The sequence below is a fragment of the Acidovorax sp. Leaf191 genome (genome assembly GCF_001424425.1).
In the GTDB taxonomy this organism is placed as follows: Bacteria; Pseudomonadota; Gammaproteobacteria; order Burkholderiales; family Burkholderiaceae_C; genus Acidovorax.
The window spans coordinates 118,876-134,424 of the sequence record NZ_LMPT01000024.1; the positions used below are offsets into that span (position 1 = coordinate 118,876).

General features: G+C 66.5%; 14 protein-coding genes. 3 read left to right on the top strand and 11 right to left on the bottom strand.

Annotated elements, in window-relative coordinates:
* Nucleotides 1–45: 45 nt before the first annotated feature.
* Nucleotides 46–1,365, bottom strand: a complete 1,320-nt coding sequence (locus ASG27_RS25430; protein WP_082493135.1) for a YihY family inner membrane protein — start codon at nucleotides 1,363–1,365, stop codon at nucleotides 46–48.
* Between the two features lie 21 nt (nucleotides 1,366–1,386).
* Between ASG27_RS25430 and ASG27_RS25435 the strand changes: the two genes are divergently transcribed.
* The gene (locus tag ASG27_RS25435) at nucleotides 1,387–1,839 is read left to right on the top strand and encodes a DUF2069 domain-containing protein (protein ID WP_056413414.1); all 453 of its coding nucleotides are present in this window, start codon (nucleotides 1,387–1,389) and stop codon (nucleotides 1,837–1,839) included.
* Between the two features lie 46 nt (nucleotides 1,840–1,885).
* Complete coding sequence (locus ASG27_RS25440; protein WP_056413417.1) at nucleotides 1,886–3,304, top strand: FAD-binding oxidoreductase; 1,419 nt, start codon at nucleotides 1,886–1,888, stop codon at nucleotides 3,302–3,304.
* A 94-nt stretch (nucleotides 3,305–3,398) separates the two neighbouring features.
* Here the strand turns inward: ASG27_RS25440 and ASG27_RS27095 are convergent, their stop codons facing one another.
* Nucleotides 3,399–4,037 (bottom strand): hypothetical protein, encoded by a 639-nt coding sequence (locus ASG27_RS27095; protein WP_156371497.1) that lies wholly within the window; start codon nucleotides 4,035–4,037, stop codon nucleotides 3,399–3,401.
* Nucleotides 4,038–4,388: 351 nt separating this feature from the next.
* Between ASG27_RS27095 and ASG27_RS25445 the strand changes: the two genes are divergently transcribed.
* Entirely contained in the window at nucleotides 4,389–4,856 is a 468-nt protein-coding gene (locus ASG27_RS25445) for a GNAT family N-acetyltransferase (RefSeq protein WP_056413420.1), read from the top strand.
* A 109-nt stretch (nucleotides 4,857–4,965) separates the two neighbouring features.
* Here the strand turns inward: ASG27_RS25445 and ASG27_RS25450 are convergent, their stop codons facing one another.
* The 9 genes from ASG27_RS25450 to ASG27_RS25490 all read right to left on the bottom strand — a co-directional run bounded on the left by ASG27_RS25450 (nucleotide 4,966) and on the right by ASG27_RS25490 (nucleotide 15,209).
* Entirely contained in the window at nucleotides 4,966–6,009 is a 1,044-nt protein-coding gene (locus ASG27_RS25450; protein ID WP_235503947.1) for a PfkB family carbohydrate kinase, read from the bottom strand.
* Nucleotides 6,010–6,042: 33 nt separating this feature from the next.
* Nucleotides 6,043–7,539 carry a xylulokinase gene (gene xylB, locus ASG27_RS25455; protein ID WP_056413425.1) on the bottom strand — a complete coding sequence of 499 codons (1,497 nt, stop codon included), beginning with the start codon at nucleotides 7,537–7,539 and terminating at the stop codon, nucleotides 6,043–6,045.
* A 155-nt stretch (nucleotides 7,540–7,694) separates the two neighbouring features.
* On the bottom strand, nucleotides 7,695–8,627 hold the full coding sequence (locus ASG27_RS25460; protein ID WP_056163527.1) for an AraC family transcriptional regulator: 933 nt from the start codon (nucleotides 8,625–8,627) through the stop codon (nucleotides 7,695–7,697).
* 30 nt (nucleotides 8,628–8,657) lie between these two features.
* Entirely contained in the window at nucleotides 8,658–10,061 is a 1,404-nt protein-coding gene (dalD, locus tag ASG27_RS25465; RefSeq protein WP_056413428.1) for a D-arabinitol 4-dehydrogenase, read from the bottom strand.
* A 19-nt stretch (nucleotides 10,062–10,080) separates the two neighbouring features.
* Nucleotides 10,081–10,815 carry an SDR family oxidoreductase gene (locus ASG27_RS25470; protein WP_056413431.1) on the bottom strand — a complete coding sequence of 245 codons (735 nt, stop codon included), beginning with the start codon at nucleotides 10,813–10,815 and terminating at the stop codon, nucleotides 10,081–10,083.
* The gene (locus ASG27_RS25475) at nucleotides 10,812–11,864 is read right to left on the bottom strand and encodes an ABC transporter ATP-binding protein (protein WP_056163517.1); all 1,053 of its coding nucleotides are present in this window, start codon (nucleotides 11,862–11,864) and stop codon (nucleotides 10,812–10,814) included. Before ASG27_RS25475 ends, ASG27_RS25470 begins: the two co-directional genes overlap by 4 nt.
* A 51-nt stretch (nucleotides 11,865–11,915) precedes the next feature.
* Nucleotides 11,916–12,764, bottom strand: coding sequence for a carbohydrate ABC transporter permease (locus tag ASG27_RS25480; RefSeq protein ID WP_056163515.1), 849 nt, complete (start codon nucleotides 12,762–12,764; stop codon nucleotides 11,916–11,918).
* 16 nt (nucleotides 12,765–12,780) lie between these two features.
* On the bottom strand, nucleotides 12,781–13,644 hold the full coding sequence (locus ASG27_RS25485; protein WP_056413435.1) for a carbohydrate ABC transporter permease: 864 nt from the start codon (nucleotides 13,642–13,644) through the stop codon (nucleotides 12,781–12,783).
* Between the two features lie 230 nt (nucleotides 13,645–13,874).
* Nucleotides 13,875–15,209, bottom strand: coding sequence for an ABC transporter substrate-binding protein (locus ASG27_RS25490; RefSeq protein WP_056413437.1), 1,335 nt, complete (start codon nucleotides 15,207–15,209; stop codon nucleotides 13,875–13,877).
* Between the last annotated feature and the right edge of the window lie 340 nt (nucleotides 15,210–15,549).

Sequence of the window (15,549 nt, forward strand, 5' to 3'; positions counted from 1 at the left end):
ATCAAAACAGCCCCTGCCGCTCGTCCATAGAGCGTCACCAGCTATTTATTTGATAGCAAACGACTGAAAAGGACGTGGCGCCGGCGCGGTCAGCGCTGCCACCACCGCATCGGCCGCTGCATCCCCCAGCACGTCTGCCATGCGCATCCGGTCCAGCCCCGAGCGCTCCCACAATGGCGCCAGACTCGGCGCGCGCTCGATCAGCAGCCTTTCGGCCAAGGGGGCCAGCAGGGTGTGGGCGGGGTCGGCCAGCAGCACCCAGCGCGGCTCGGGCACGTCCGACGCGCTCACGGCGGCCTCGGTCAGCTCGCCCACCCAGTCCAGCGCGGTCAGCGCCTCCAGCACGGGCTCGAGCTGCAGCACGTCCACCCGCAGCAGCTGCGCCAGCTGGCTCGGCCGCAGGCCCTTGATCGGCTGGCTGCGCGCGCGGTGCAGCTCCTGCAGCACCTCGATGGCCAGCTGAAAATTCCACCCCGCCACCGTGGCCCGCCGCGCCACGCCGGCCAGAAGGCTGGGCAGGTAGGCCGTCACCACCGCCCCCAGCAGCACGATGACCCAGGCCACGTAGATCCACACCAGCAAGATGGGCAGCGTGGCAAATGCGCCGTACACCACCGAGTACGTCGGTACGCTGCCCAGGTACAGCGCCAGCACCTTTTTGGCGAGCTCGATGCACACCGACACGAAGAAGCCGCCCGTCCACGCGTGCCGCCACTTCACCGGCGTGTTGGGCACATAGTGGTACAGCGACGCCATGCCGCCTGCCAGCACCACGAACTGGATGGAGTCGAACAGCAGCTGCACCCCGTCCGGCAGGCGCCGCACCAGCCCGCCAGAGGCCGACATCACATACGACGTGACCGCCAGGCTCGCGCCCATCAGCAGCGGGCCCAGCGTGATGGCCGCCCAGTAGATCAGCACCCGCTGGCCCAGCGGCCGCAGCCGCTGCACCCGCCAGATGTCGTTGAGCGTGCGGTCGATGGTGAGGATCAGCGCCAGCGCCGTGGCCAGCAGGATCGAGAAACCCGCCACCCCCAGCCCGCTGGCCTTGGCGGCGAACTGGTTCAGGTAGCCCAGCACTTGGCGCGAGATGCTGTCGGGCACCAGGCTCGTGACCAGCCAGCCCTGCAGCGCGTCCTGCAGCTTGCCGAAGATGGGGAACGCGGTGAACACCGCCAGCGCCACGGTGAAGAACGGCACCAGCGCCAAAATGGTGGTGAAGGTCAGGCTGCTGGCGGTCAGGCCCAGGTGGTCTTCGCGGAACCGCTCGCGCAGGGTCTGCGCGGTGGTCCGCCAGGGAAAGTGCGACAGCTCGGTCATCAGCGCTTCGGTGCGCGACGCTACTGCCTGTAAGGAAAAGGGCATGGCCGATATGATGCCACCCCAATGACCCCCTCCCCCGCTAACCCCTCTACCCCCGCCGATCCCGCCGCTCCTGCCGCCGCTCCCGTGCCCGCGCCTCCCGCCGACAACGCCGTGGCCGCCACGCGCTGGGTGGCCACCGGCTGCCTGCTGGGGCTGATCGCGCTGTGCCTGGCCTGGGAGCTGGTGCTGGCACCGCTGCGCCCCGGCGGCTCGTGGCTGGCGCTCAAGGCGCTGCCGCTGTGCATCCCGCTCGCCGGCGTGCTCAAGAACCGCATGTACACCTACCGCTGGGTCAGCCTGGTGATCTGGCTGTACTTCACCGAAGGCGTGGTGCGCGGCTGGAGCGACAAGCCACCGTCGCAGTGGCTCGCCTGGGCCGAGGTGGCGCTGTGCCTGGTGTTGTTCACCGCCTGCACACTGCACGTGCGGCTGCGTCAGCGCAATGCAAAGGCCGCTGCGGCAGCCGCCGCCTGACCCCGCGAGCGGCCCTCCTGTTCCTGATTCTTGAAGAAGCTCTGCCATGACCACGTTACTTGACACCCTGCGCGCCATCGTCGGCCCCGCCCATGTGATCACCGAAGGCGACCTCACCGCCTGGGAGCAGGACTGGCGCCGCCGTGTGCGCGGCAAGGCCCTGGCCGTGGTGCGCCCCGCCAGCACGCCCGAAGTGGCCGCCGTGGTCCAGGCCTGCGCCGCCAGCGGCACGGCAATCGTCCCGCAGGGCGGCAACACCGGCCTGGCCGTGGGCTCCACGCCCGACGGTTCGGGCACGCAGATCGTGCTGAGCCTCACCCGCATGAACGCGGTGCGCAGCGTGGACACCGACAACCTCACCATGACGGTGGAGGCTGGCTGCATCCTGCAGAACCTGCAGGACGTGGCCGAGAAGGCGGGCGTGCTGTTCCCGCTGTCGCTCGCGGCCGAGGGCAGCTGCACCATCGGCGGCAACCTGGGCACCAATGCCGGCGGCACGCAGGTGGTGCGCTACGGCAACGCCCGCGAGCTGTGCCTGGGCCTGGAAGTCGTCACCCCGCAGGGCGAGGTGTGGGACGGCCTCAAGGGCCTGCGCAAGGACAACACCGGCTACGACCTGCGCGACCTGTTCATCGGCAGCGAAGGCACGCTGGGCATCATCACCGCCGCCACGCTCAAGCTGTACCCCGCACCCGCCGCACGCCTTACCGCCTGGGCTGCCGTGCCGTCGATGGAGCACGCGGTCGAGCTGCTGGGCCTGGCACACAAGCAGCTGGGTGCGGGCCTGACCGGCTTCGAGGTGATGGGCCAGTTCGCGCTCAGCCTGGTGGGCAAGCACATGCCGCAGCTGCGCGTGCCCTTCCTCGGGGACGAGAACGCACCCTGGTGCGTGCTGCTCGAAAACTCCGACAGCGAATCCGAAGAACACGCGCGCGGCCGCTTCGAATCGCTGCTGGAAACCGCGTTCGAAGCAGGCTGCGTGGCAGACGCCGTGGTGGCCGAGAACCTCACGCAGGCGAACCAGCTCTGGCACATCCGCGAGAACATTCCGCTCGCCCAGGCCGAAGAGGGCCTGAACATCAAGCACGACATCTCGGTGCAGATCTCGCGCATCCCCGCGTTCGTGGCGCACACCGACGCGGTGCTGCAGCGCGAGATCCCGGGCGTGCGCCTGGTCAACTTCGGCCACCTGGGCGACGGCAACCTGCACTACAACGTGCAGGCCCCGGCCGAGGGCGACACCAAGGCCTTCCTGCGCGACCACGAGGCGCAGGTGAACCACCTGGTCTACGAAGCCGTGGCGGAGTTCGGCGGCTCGTTCTCGGCCGAGCACGGCATCGGCGAACTCAAGGCCGACAAGCTGGCCAAGTACCAGTCGCCGGTGGCGCTGGGCATGATGCGCGCCATCAAGACGGCGCTGGACCCGCAGGGGATCATGAACCCGGGGCGGGTGCTACAGGCATAGAAAGCGAAACGAGGGCGCGCGTAGTGCGCTCCCACTGCGCAGGCGGAACCTCTCGCACCGCCTACTGGCTTGCAGTGCACGACACCTGTGGCACTCAACCCCCTGCCTTGCTTGTGCAATCGGCTGGCGAAATCTGGATGCGTGCTATCTGTATACCATCAGAGCCGCTGTAGATGTGTTCCATTTTCACGTCATGTTCACGAAAGATGCGCATCTCCGGAGCACTGCAAAAATCTTCCAGATGGTGGGGACGGAGTAACTTCGCGACTCTGTCGGGGTCCAGCCCTGGCGATTTAATATTCATCAAAGTATAAAAATAGTAAACAAGCTTACCAGGTTTTGTGACATTTCTATCCAAACGGATTTCTGGATCAAGCATTCTTGGCAAGGTTTTGCTATTTTTCTCCGCGCTTTCCGCTAACTGCTTGTCGATTTCCGCCGTCGTCGCTATCTTCTCTCCAGAGGGCCGAACATCGCCCGCAGACGGCACCTTCAAGAGATTCGCAATGCTTTTGAAACCCAGCAGAATAATAAGCAACACCACGACAATACTGTAACCGAAAGCAATTTTCCAGCGAGCCACCTGCTTTCTTCCTCCACCTGTCAGCCAACCAATGCAAAACGCAGGAACAAAAAGAATGAAAATCAAAGTACCGACGATTTCTACTCGGATGGCATGAAATGAGCCAAGCCAAAGCAGGAAAATCGCAAAAAAACAAACCAGCACAAACAAAAGTCACCCTATAGGAAACAGGAATTACAATCATATTCTTTATAATTTATATCAATACACAACCAACGAAATATTATTGAAATAATTTCATCCCTCAGGCCGCTGAGCTATCTACATAGACGGCCTCGCGCATAATACACCACCCCAACAAATCAGTTGATTGCACTCCCTGCGGAGCGGCCTATAAAATTAGCTTATTGAAAACCAATCCAGAAGATGCTTAATCGCGGTAGCGCTGCTCCAAACTAGCCAGCCAGCGATTCCTGCTGATCAATTGCTCAAGCCTTGCTACCCCGCCCCCGAATCTCGAATACACAATTGCCGGACCTTACACAGACAGACATGCAGGCTATGACTTCCGCTGTTTCCGTGCGGCCCGTCCAGCCCACCGACTACGCCGCCTGGCGCCCGCTCTGGGACGGCTACAACGGGTTCTACGGCCGCTTTGGCGCCTCCGCGCTGCCTGAGCACATCACCCAGACCACATGGCAGCGGTTTCATGACGAGTCGGAGCCGATGTGGTGCTTGGTGGCACAGGACGACGCCAGCGGCGAGCTGCTGGGCCTGGCGCACTGCGTGTTTCACCGCAGCATGACCCGCATCGAGCCCGTGTGCTACCTGAGCGACCTGTTCACCCGCGAGGCCGCGCGGGGCCGGGGCGTGGGGCGGGCGCTCATCGACGCGGTGTACGCCGCAGCGCGGGCCGCCAGGTCGTCGCGCGTGTATTGGCAGACGCACGAGACCAATGCGGCCGGGCGCATGCTGTACGACAAGATGGCCAAGCACCACGGCTTCATCGTGTATGCGCAGGAGCTGTGACCGGCAGACCGCAGCCGTTTCAAGCAGGCGGGAATTGCTATTGAATTAATAGCTGCTAGCGCTTTCTCACCCAGCGGCAGGGCCACTTTTCTTTAGAAATCGCCGCGCGCTACCGCACCAGCGCCGGGTGCTGCGCGGCCCGCGCCTGTGCCGCCTGCCAGCTGGGCGGCACGCAGCCGCGCTCCATCACGCACAGGCTGGCGCTGGCCAGGGCGTGCAGCAGTGCTGCCTGGCACGCATCTGCTGACAGGCCATTGAGCCACGCCGCAAAGCCCACGCCAGCCATCCCTTCCGCCCGGGACCGCTGCAGCAGGTGCGCGAGCAAGCCCGCCAGAAAGCTGTCGCCCGCGCCCACCGTGTCCACCACGGCCAGGGGCTGGGCCTCTTTGGCGAACCACTGGCCGCCGTTCTTGTGCAGCAGCCAGGCGCCCTCGCCGCCCAGGGTCAGCGCCATCAGCACGGCGCGGGGGTTGGCGGCCAGCAGGTGGCGTGCGCGGGCCAGTGCATCGGCGCCGGGCACGTGCAGGTGGTCCAGGTCTTCGTCGCTGGCCTTGATGATGTCGGCCTCGGCCAGCGCCGTGTGCACCTGGGCGCGGTAGGCGGCCAGGTCGGGCATGACCGAGGGGCGCAGGTTGGCATCGACCACTACGCAGTGCCCCGCAGCGCGCTGCGCCTGCAGCCACGGCACGTAGACGGCGGCATCTCGCGCGTCCAGCGCCAGGGCGCCGGTGCACACCAGCTGCAGCGCGGGCAAGGCGCTGCATGCGGCTGACAGCCCATCGGCCGACACGGCGCGGTCGGCCACGCCGTCGCGGTAAAACGCGTAGTCGGGGTGGCCCTGTGCGTCGAGGTTGACCACGGCCAAGGAGGTGACCTGCTGCACGGGGCCGGGCTGCGCCAGGTGCACGCCGTCGCCCTGCAGTTGCGCCGCCAGTTCGCGGCCGAACCGGTCACGCGACAGCGGGTTGAGGTACTGCGTGCCCACGCCCTGGCGCGCCAGCGCGCGGCACAGGTTGTACAGCGCGCCGCCCAGGCACGGCAGGTAGGTGCCGTCGGGGTTGCGGATCAGGTCGATCAAGGCCTCGCCGGCCACGGCGACCTGGACGGCAGGCGCATCAACGGGCATGGAGGAGGAAGGAGCAGAAGATGACATGGCAGGGCGAATGAAAGGCAAACAAGGACGCGATCAGAACTGCGACTGCAGCGCGGGGTACAGGGCCACGAAGCGGGCGTAGCGTTCGGCCAGCAGCGCCTGCTGCGCGGCCTGCGGGGTGAAGGTGGCGTCGGCGGGCAGCGGCTGGCACCAATGCGCTTCGTTGCCGTCGTTGTCGTCATTGCCGCCACAGGCCATGGCCGCCAGCCGCGCGGCACCCAGCGCAGCCGCGGCGTGCGCCCCCATCGGGCGGTGCAGCACGCAACCCAGGCCGCTGGCCAGCATTTGCGCCCAGGCGTCGCTGCGGGCGCCGCCGCCCACCAGGGCCAGGGCGGCACTATCTGCATCGGCCGACGAGGCCGTGCGCGCGGCGCGCATGGCGTTGAGGCCGTCCAGCAGGCCAAAGCCCACGCCCTCCATCACGGCGTAGGCCAGGTCGGCCGCGTCGTGCTCGGCCCTGAGCCCCATGAACACGCCAGTGGCGGCGGCGTTGTTGTGCGGCGTGCGCTCGCCACTCAGGTACGGCAAGAAAAGGGGCGCCTGCGCCTGGCGTGCTGCCGACAGCGCACCCACGGCGGCCGACAGGTGCGCCTCGCTCGCCTGCCCGGTGAGGCGGGTGACCCAGCCGAACGCACTGGCCGCGCTCAGCATGACGGACATGTGGTGCCAGCGCCCCGGCAGCGCGTGGGCGAATGCGTGCACCGCGCGGTCGGTGGCGGGCGCAGAAGCGTCCGTCACGCGGAACACCACGCCCGAGGTGCCCAGCGACACGAAGCCCTGCCCCGCCTGCCGCGCGCCCACGCCCACGGCGCTGGCGGCGTTGTCGCCCGCACCGGCGGCCACCACCACACCCAGGGGCAGCCCCCAGCGCCGGGCCACGTCATCGCGCAGCACGCCGCTGGCCGCACTGCCTTCGGCCAGAGCAGGCATGTGCGCGCGGGTGAGGCCACTGGCCTGCAGCATCGTGTCGCTCCAGTCGCGCCGGCCCACGTCGAGCCACAGCGTGCCGGACGCATCGGACATGTCGCTCACCGCCGTGCCGGTGAGCTGCAGGCGCAGCCAGTCCTTGGGCAGCAGCACTTGTTCGATCCTGGCGAAGACCTCGGGCTCGTGCGTGCGCAGCCACAGGAGCTTGGGCGCGGTGAAGCCGGGCATGGCGAGGTTGCCGGTGATCTGGCGCGATGCGGGCACGGCGGCTTCGAGCTGCGCGCATTCGGCGCTGGCGCGGCCGTCGTTCCACAGGATGGCGGGGCGCAGCACCTGGCCCTGCGCGCCCAGCACCACGGCGCCATGCATGTGGCCCGACAGGCCGATGCCGCGCACCTGCGCCCACGCTGCGGGCACCTGGGCGCGCAACTGGGCCGCAGCGCTTTCGGTGGCGGTGAGCCAATCGGCCGGGTGCTGCTCGCTCCAGGTGGGCTGCGGGCGGTGCTGGGGCACGGCGGCGTCGGCCGTGGCCAGCACGGTCTGCGATGCGTCGAGCAGCAGGAGCTTGACACCGGAGGTGCCCAAATCGATTCCGAGGTACATGGTGGGGTGCGGATGGGTGCGTGGTCTGGGAAGGGTTGGCGGCGGTGCGGGGTGCGCCCTGGCTTCGACAGGCTCAGCCCGAACGGTGGGTGTGGATCGAGGGCTTCCTGCACCACCTTCCGTGCCACGGACGGCACGACGAACGCCCCCCCATCTCACACCTTCCCGAACCGCCCTGCCCCTTGCTTGCGAAACTCGCTCGGGGTCATGCCCTTGACGTCCAGGAAGCGGCGGTTGAAGTTGGCCATGTTGTTGAAGCCCACGTCGTACGCGATGTGGGTGATGTAGCGGTCGGACTCCATGAGCAGCTGGCAGGCACGGTTCACGCGCACCAGGTTCACGAAGTCGGTGAAGGTGTTGCCCGTGGCCCGACGGAAGAAGCGCGAGAAGCGGCTTTCCGTCATGCCCAGCTCCTGCGCCAGGTCGGCAGCTGCCAGCGGCTCGGCCAGGTGGTCGGTGATGCGGCTCACGATGGCGTTGATCTGGTCCAGCTGGGCATCGTTGTCCTCGCTTTGCAGCTGCGTGCTCGACAGCAGGCGAAAGTCGGTGCAGCGTGCCAGGTCGCTCAGGAACTCGCAGAACGCACCGAACCGGGCCAGCCCCTGGCGCGCCTTGATGCGGTGCCAGTGCTCTTGCGCCTGCGACTCCATACCGAAGAATTCGATGCCGTGGCGCGCGCGCTCCAGCAGGGGCAGCACCTCGCGCAGCTCGGGAATGCTCTCGCTGCTGGCCACCAGCGGCGCGTGCGAGAACTGGATCACCAGGTCGCGCAGCGGCACGCCGCCTTCGGGCAGGTCCATGCTGATCCAGTTGTGCGGCAGGCGCGGGCCGGTCAGCACCAGGTGGCCGGGCTGGAACTGCCCGATCCAGTCGCCCACGAACACCTTGCCCGACGTCGCGGTGATGAGGTGCAGCTCGTACTCGTCGTGGTAGTGCCAGCGCGCCAGCGGCGTGGGAAACCCGTGCGACAGGCAGCGGATGAAGCCCGCGGTGTCCGGCGGCTCGTAGCCCAGCTCGGTCGAGCGCACATAGTCGTGCTCCAGTTCGGGCTTGGTCTGGCGTGGCGAGACGGGCGTCTTCACGGTCATGGCGTCGTTCCGGTGGGCGGGGCGTTCAACTTACACCAAAGCCCCGGGCTCGGCACGCCCGGCCGCAAAGGCCTGCACGCGGGCATAGGCGCTGCGCAGCGTCTCGACCAGGCGCGGGTGCGATGCCATCTCGCCCCACAGCACCGTGTCCGCGGCAAACGCGGCGACCGGGTCTGCGGCGTCGCAGATGGCGTGCGCCACGGCCGGGTCCATGGCCTGGTCCTGGTAGGTGTAGGGGATCTGCCCCGCGTGCCAGCGCTGCAGGTAGGCCAGGAACAGCGCGGGCAGCATGGCCACGCTGTCGAACGGTGCGTCGCGCGCCAGCTTGTCGCGGATGGTGGGCGCGATCATGCCGGGGATCTTGGAGAACGCGTCCATGGCCACGCGCTGGTTGGTGTCGGCGATGGCGGGGTTGCCGAAGCGGTCCAGCACCACATCGCGGTAGGCCTGCAGGTCGATGGGGCATGGCAGCAACACGGGGATCGCATCGTCGGTGACGTAGTCGTAGGCCATCTTGCGGATGGCGGCATCGTGCGTGCCTTCGTGGATGTACTGGTAGCCCGCCAGCGTGCCGGCCCAGGCAATGCAGCTGTGGGTGGCGTTGAGGAGGCGGATCTTGGCCTCTTCATGCGCCTGCACAGACTGCACCATCTCCACGCCCACGGTCTCCCAGTCGGGCCGGCCGGCGATGAAGTCGTCTTCGATGACCCACTGGATGAAGCTCTCGCCCATCAGCGCCGCCTTGTCGTCCCAGCCGGTGGCTGCGCGCACGCGCTCGGCCACGTCGGGTGTGGGGCGCGGGGTGATGCGGTCGACCATGGCGTTGGGGCTGCTGGTGTGCTGCACGACCCAGGCCTTGAGCTCGGCGTCGCCCAGTGCGTCGATGAACTGCAGCAGGCCACTGCGCGAGCGGTCGCCGTTGTGGCGCAGGTTGTCGCAGTTCATCAGCGTGACGGGGCCGGCACCCGAGCGCATGCGCGCGCGCAGGATGCTGACGAGGCCACCATAGATGGTGTGGCCCGCCTGGCCGGCTTTCACGGCCGCGAGGTCGGCGCGCAGGTCGGCAAACGTGGACCAGTCGAGCTGGTTCTGGGCATCGAGGTAGTAGCCCGCCTCGGTCACCGTGAAGCTGATGATGCGCGTGGCCGGGTCGGCGCCCGCAGCGATCAGCGGGGCCAGGTCGTCCTGGTAGGGGATCACGCGCTGTATGGATTCGATGACGGTGTAGCTGCGCTCGCCCTGGGGCGTGACGGTCTCGAGCGTGTAGCGGCCGCCCTGCGCCTGCAGGGCCGCGATGGTGTCGGCCATGTCGGGGCGCAGGTTGCCGCCTGCGATGGCCCAGTCCGTGCCACCTTGCTGGCGCAGCTGGTGGACGTAGACGGCCTGGTGGGCACGGTGGAAGGAGCCCAGGCCCAGATGCAGGATGAAATTCATGGTGCGTGAAGACGGGTATTCAGAGATCAAAATTCGTGGGCATCATCACGACGTCGCGGATGGTCATGCCGCGCGGGCGGGTGAGCATGAAGAGCACCACGTCGGCCACTTCGCAGGCCTCGATGAGGCTGCCGCTGGCCTTGGCCTCGGCGAGCTTTTCCGCGGGCCAGTCGGCCAGCAGCGAGGTGATGACGGGCCCGGGCGAGATGGAGCCCACGCGGATGCCGTGCTTGAAGACCTGGCGGCGCACGGTCTGCACGAAGCAGTTGACCGCCCACTTGGACGACGCGTAGACGGGCTCCCACGGCGTGGGGAAATGCGCGGCCAGCGAGCTGGTGACGATGATGTCGCCCCGGCCGCGCTCGATCATGTGGGGCAGCACGTTGTGCACGTTCTTCATCACCACGTTGACGTTCAAATTCAGCATGCGGTCGATGGCATCGGGGTCGGCGTCCACCAGGTCGCCGCCCACATACAGCCCGGCGTTGGCGTGGAAGATGTCGAGCTGCCCCGCGAGCGCCAACGTGCGCTGCAGCAGGCTGGCGCATTGTTTGGCATCGAGCAGGTCCAGCACCAGCGGCAAGGCGCTGGGGCCGATGGCGGCACAGGCCTTGGCCAGCGCGGCCTCGTCGCGGTCGATCAACACCACGCGCGCGCCGGCATCGGCCATGGCCTGGGCGCTGGCGAACCCGATGCCCGAGGCAGCGCCGGTGACCGCTGCCACCTGCCCTTGCAAAGTCGGCGTGGCACTCATGCTGCGTGGCCCGCCACGACGCGGCCGGCGGTGTCGAACCAGTGCGCGTGCGATGCATCGATGTCCAGGCTGACCGCATCGCCTGCACGCAGGCCGGTGCGGTCGTTCTGGCGCGAGACGAACTGCGCGCCGCCGGGCGTGCTGACGTAGATCAGCGTCTCGGCGCCCAGCGCTTCGATCAGGTCCACCTGGCCGCCCACGGGCGTGGCGCCGGTGTGGCGCACGGTGATGTTCTCGGGGCGCAGGCCGATGGCGCCCACGGCGGCGCCGTCGCGGGCCGTGGGGGCCTGCTGCTGCACGGGCTGGGGCAGCTTGTCCACGGGCACCACGTTCATCTGCGGCGTGCCGATGAACTGGGCCACGAACTGGTTGGCGGGCTTGTCGTACAGCTCCAGCGGCGTGCCCACCTGCTCGATCACGCCGTCGCGCAGCACCACCACGCGGTCGGCCAGTGTCATGGCTTCGACCTGGTCGTGCGTCACGTAGATGGTGGTGGCGCCCAGGTCGCGGTGTAGCTTGGCGATCTCCACCCGCGTCTGGCCGCGCAGCGCGGCGTCGAGGTTGGACAGCGGCTCGTCGAACAAAAACACCTTGGGCGCGCGCACGATGGCGCGGCCGATGGCCACGCGCTGGCGCTGCCCGCCCGACAGCTCCTTGGGCGTGCGCTGCAGGTAGCTGGTGAGGTTGAGGATGCGCGCGGCGTTCTGCACCTTGTCGTCGATCACCTGCTTGTCGACCTTGGCGAGCTTGAGCGCGAAGCTCATGTTCTCGTACACGCTCATGTGCGGGTACAGCGCGTAGCTCTGGAACACCATGGCCAGGTCGCGCTTGCTCGACGGCTGGTCGGTGATGTCGCGGCCGTCGAGCATGAGCGAGCCGCCGTCGATGGCTTCGAGCCCCGCGATCAGCCGCAGCAGCGTGGATTTGCCGCAGCCCGACGGGCCGACGAAGACGATGAACTCGCCCTGCTGGATGGTGAGGTCGATGCCTTTGATGGCGCGGTGCTCGCCGAAGAATTTTTCGATGCCGCGCAGTTGAAGGTAGGCCATGGAATCGGGTTCCTGAAATCTTGAAAAACTGTGGGAAGACAGGCTGCGGATTTACTTGACCGCGCCGAAGGTCAGGCCCTGAACGAGCTGCTTCTGGCTGAACCAGCCGAACACCACGATGGGCGCAATGGCCATCAGCGACGCGGCGGACAGCTTGGCCCAGAACAGGCCTTCGGGGCTGGAGTAGGACGCGATCAGCGTGGCCAGCGTGCCGGCCTTGGCGGCGCTGAGGTTCAGGCTCCAGAAGGCCTCGTTCCACGACAGCACCAGGCACAGGAGGCCGGTGGATGCGAGGCCCCCCATGCCCAGCGGCAGCAGCACCAGGCGCACCTCTTGCCACAGCGTGGCGCCGTCCATGCGCGCGGCCTCCAGGATCTCGTGCGGGATGTCCTTGAAGTGCGAATACAGCATCCAGACCATGATGGGCAGGTTGGACAGCGCGAACACGATGATCAGCGCGAGTTGCGTGTCGAGCAGGTGGCTCTTTTGCGCGAGCACGTAGATGGGCACCAGCGCGCCCACGGCGGGCATCATCTTGGTCGAGAGCATCCACATCAGGATGTCCTTGGTGTACTTGCCCTTGAAGAAGGCCATGGCATACGCCGCGGGCGCGGCCAGCATCAGCCCCACCAGGGTGGACAGCACGCTGGTGATGACCGAGTTCTTGGCGTACAGCAGGTAGTCGCTGCGCTCTTGCACTTCATGAAAGTTCTCGAGCGTGGGCGTGAAGACGAACAGCGGCGGCACCGCGATGGCCTGCAGCTCGGTCTTGAAGGCCGTGAGGAACAGCCACCCCAGCGGAAAGAACAGCAGCAGCGCCACGCCCCAGGCGGCAGCGGTGCGCAGGGCCAGCAGGCCCAGCGGAAAGTTGGAACGGCGTCGTGTGGTGGTTGCAGTCATGTGCGTGCCTCTGGTCTTATTTGTCGAGGTTCTTGCCGACCATGCGGATCAAAAACACCGCAGCGATATTGGCCAGCACGACCGCGAAGAGCGCCCCGGCCGAGGCCACGCCCGCGTCGAAGTTGAGCAGCGCCTGCTTGAAGATCAGGAAGGTGACGTTGGTGCTCGCATCGCCCGGCCCGCCGGCCGTGGTCGTGTAGATCTCGGCAAAGATGCTGAGCAGGAAGATGAGTTCGATCATGACCACCACGGCCACCGAGCGGCCCAGGTGCGGCACGTACAGGTAGCGCAACTGCTGCAGGTAGTTGGCGCCGTCCATGCGCGACGCTTCCAGCTGTTCGTGGTTCATGCTCTGCAGCGCCGTCATGAAGATCAGCGTGGCGAACGGCAGCCATTGCCACGACACCATCACGATGACCGAGAACAGCGGGTGTTCGGTGAGCCAGTCCACCGGCGCCGCGCCGAAGAAGATCCACACCTGCGCGAGCACGCCGTAGATGGGGTTCATCATCATGTTCTTCCACATCAGCGCATTGACCGTGGGCATGACGAAGAACGGCGATATCAGCAGCACCCGCACGATGCCCCGGCCCGGAAACGGCTCGTTGATGAGCAGCGCGATCGCCACGCCGAAGAACACCGTGATGAGGATCACGCTGCCCAGCAGCAAGACGGTGTTGACCACCGCCGCGCCGAACGATGGGTCGGTGACGAAGTACTCGAAATTCTCCAGCCCCGCAAAGCCCGTCTGGTCGGGCTGCATGAGGTTGTAGCGGATGAGCGAGAAGTAGATCGTCATCACCAGCGGCACGATCATCCACAGGAAGAGCGTGGCCATGGCTGGCGTGAGCAGCAGGCGGGGAAGCAGGCGGCGGTTCATGGGAGTCTCGGAGAAATCTGGACGGGGTCACACCCTGAAGGCCAGAGCGAAGAGAGCGACAGGACAGGCTTCGAGTCGGCGTGCATCCGGCGAAGCCACCGACATCGGAGAAGTAAGCGTTCAGCCGGCGTAGCGAGCGGTCCGAGGTGGGGGTGCTGTACCGCAGCCGTACTCTCGTACGGCGAGGAACACCACCCCCAGATCGGGCCGCGCAGTAGCCGGATGAATGCTTACTTGTAGTAGCCGGCTTTCTTCATTTCGCGGTCCGCCGACACCTGCGATGCCTTCAGCGCCGCATCCACCGTCGTCTTGCCGGCCAGCGCCGCGCTCATCTGCTGGCCCACCGCGATGCCGATGGCCTGGAACTCCGGAATCGCCGCGAACTGCACGCCCACGTACGGGCTCTTGGGCAGGGTCGAATCGGTCGGGTTGGCCGAGTCGATCGCGACCTTCTCTGCCGCCGCAAAGCGGGCGGCCTTCTGGAACTCAGGCGATGCGTAGGTGCTCTTGCGCGTGCCGGTGGGCACGTTGGCCCAGCCGTTGGTCTTGGCGACCAGCTGGATGTAGTCCTTGCTGGTGGACCAGGTGATGAACTTCTGCGCGGCGTCGACCTTCTTCGAACCGGCGGGGATGGCCAGGTTCCACGACCACAGCCAATTGGCGCCCTTGGGCGTGTTCATGGTGGGCGCCTGGGCAAAGGCCATCTGGTCGGCCACCTTGGACTGCTTGGGGTCGCTCACGAACGATGCCGCGATGGTCGCGTCCACCCACATGCCGCACTTGCCGGAGTTGGTCAGCGCCAGGATCTCGTTGAAGCTGTTGGCCGACGAGCCGGGCGGGCCGTAGTTCTTGAGCAGGTCCACGTAGAAGGTGATCGCGTCCTTCCAGGGCTTGGATTCGAGCTGCGGCTTCCACTGCATGTCGAACCACTGGCCGCCGAAGGTGTTGACCAGTGTGGTCAGGAACGCCATGTTGTCGCCCCAGCCCGGCTTGCCGCGCAGGCAGATGCCGTATACGCCGTTCTTGGGGTCGTGCATCTTGGCGGCCAGGTCCTTGATCTGCGGCCAGGTGGGGCGCTCGGGCACCTGCACGCCGGCCTTGTCGGCCAGGTCCTTGCGGTACATGAGCATGGAGCTTTCACCGTAGAACGGCGCGGCGAACAGCTTGCCGTCGATGGACAGGCCGCCCCGCACGGCGGGCAGCAGGTCGTCCACGTCGTACGCGGCGTCGGTTTTGAGCTCCTGCAGCCAGCCCTTCTTGCCCCAGATGGGCGCCTCGTACATGCCGATGGTCATCACGTCGAACTGGCCGCCCTTGGTGGCGATGTCGGTGGTGACGCGCTGGCGCAGCACGCCTTCTTCGAGCGTGACCCACTTGAGCTTGATGTCGGGGTTCGCCTGCTCGAAGTTCTTGCTGAGCTTCTGCATCTCGATCATGTGGCCGTTGTTCACGGTGGCGATCACGAGCTCGGTCTGCGCGCTGGCGGCGCCGCACAGCGACGTCAAGGCCAGCGCAACGGCGACGGCCAGGCGCTGGGGCATGGTGACAGGGGTGGAATGTGGCATCGGAAAAGTCTCCTCGGTCGTTGGTATGGGAATCTGCCTTTCAACACCGGCGCAAGGCATGCAGGCATTGACGGACTGAACGATACCGATGCTGCGATGCTCGATTGGTACTCCAGACGCCTCCACAAATACTAATTTGCACCAGATACTCAGGATTTATACCTAGATGTGTCAACAGGGTATCTAACTGACTGCGAAAAGGCGGCTATCCCGTTGCAGCGTTGGTGTAGCGGATGCCCCGGATCACTATGAAATCAATAGCTGCTAGCGCTTGCCTATCCAGCGGCAGAGGCCAATTCAGGCCACATTTTCTTGCACCAAGGCCCACTGGGGTTGACGC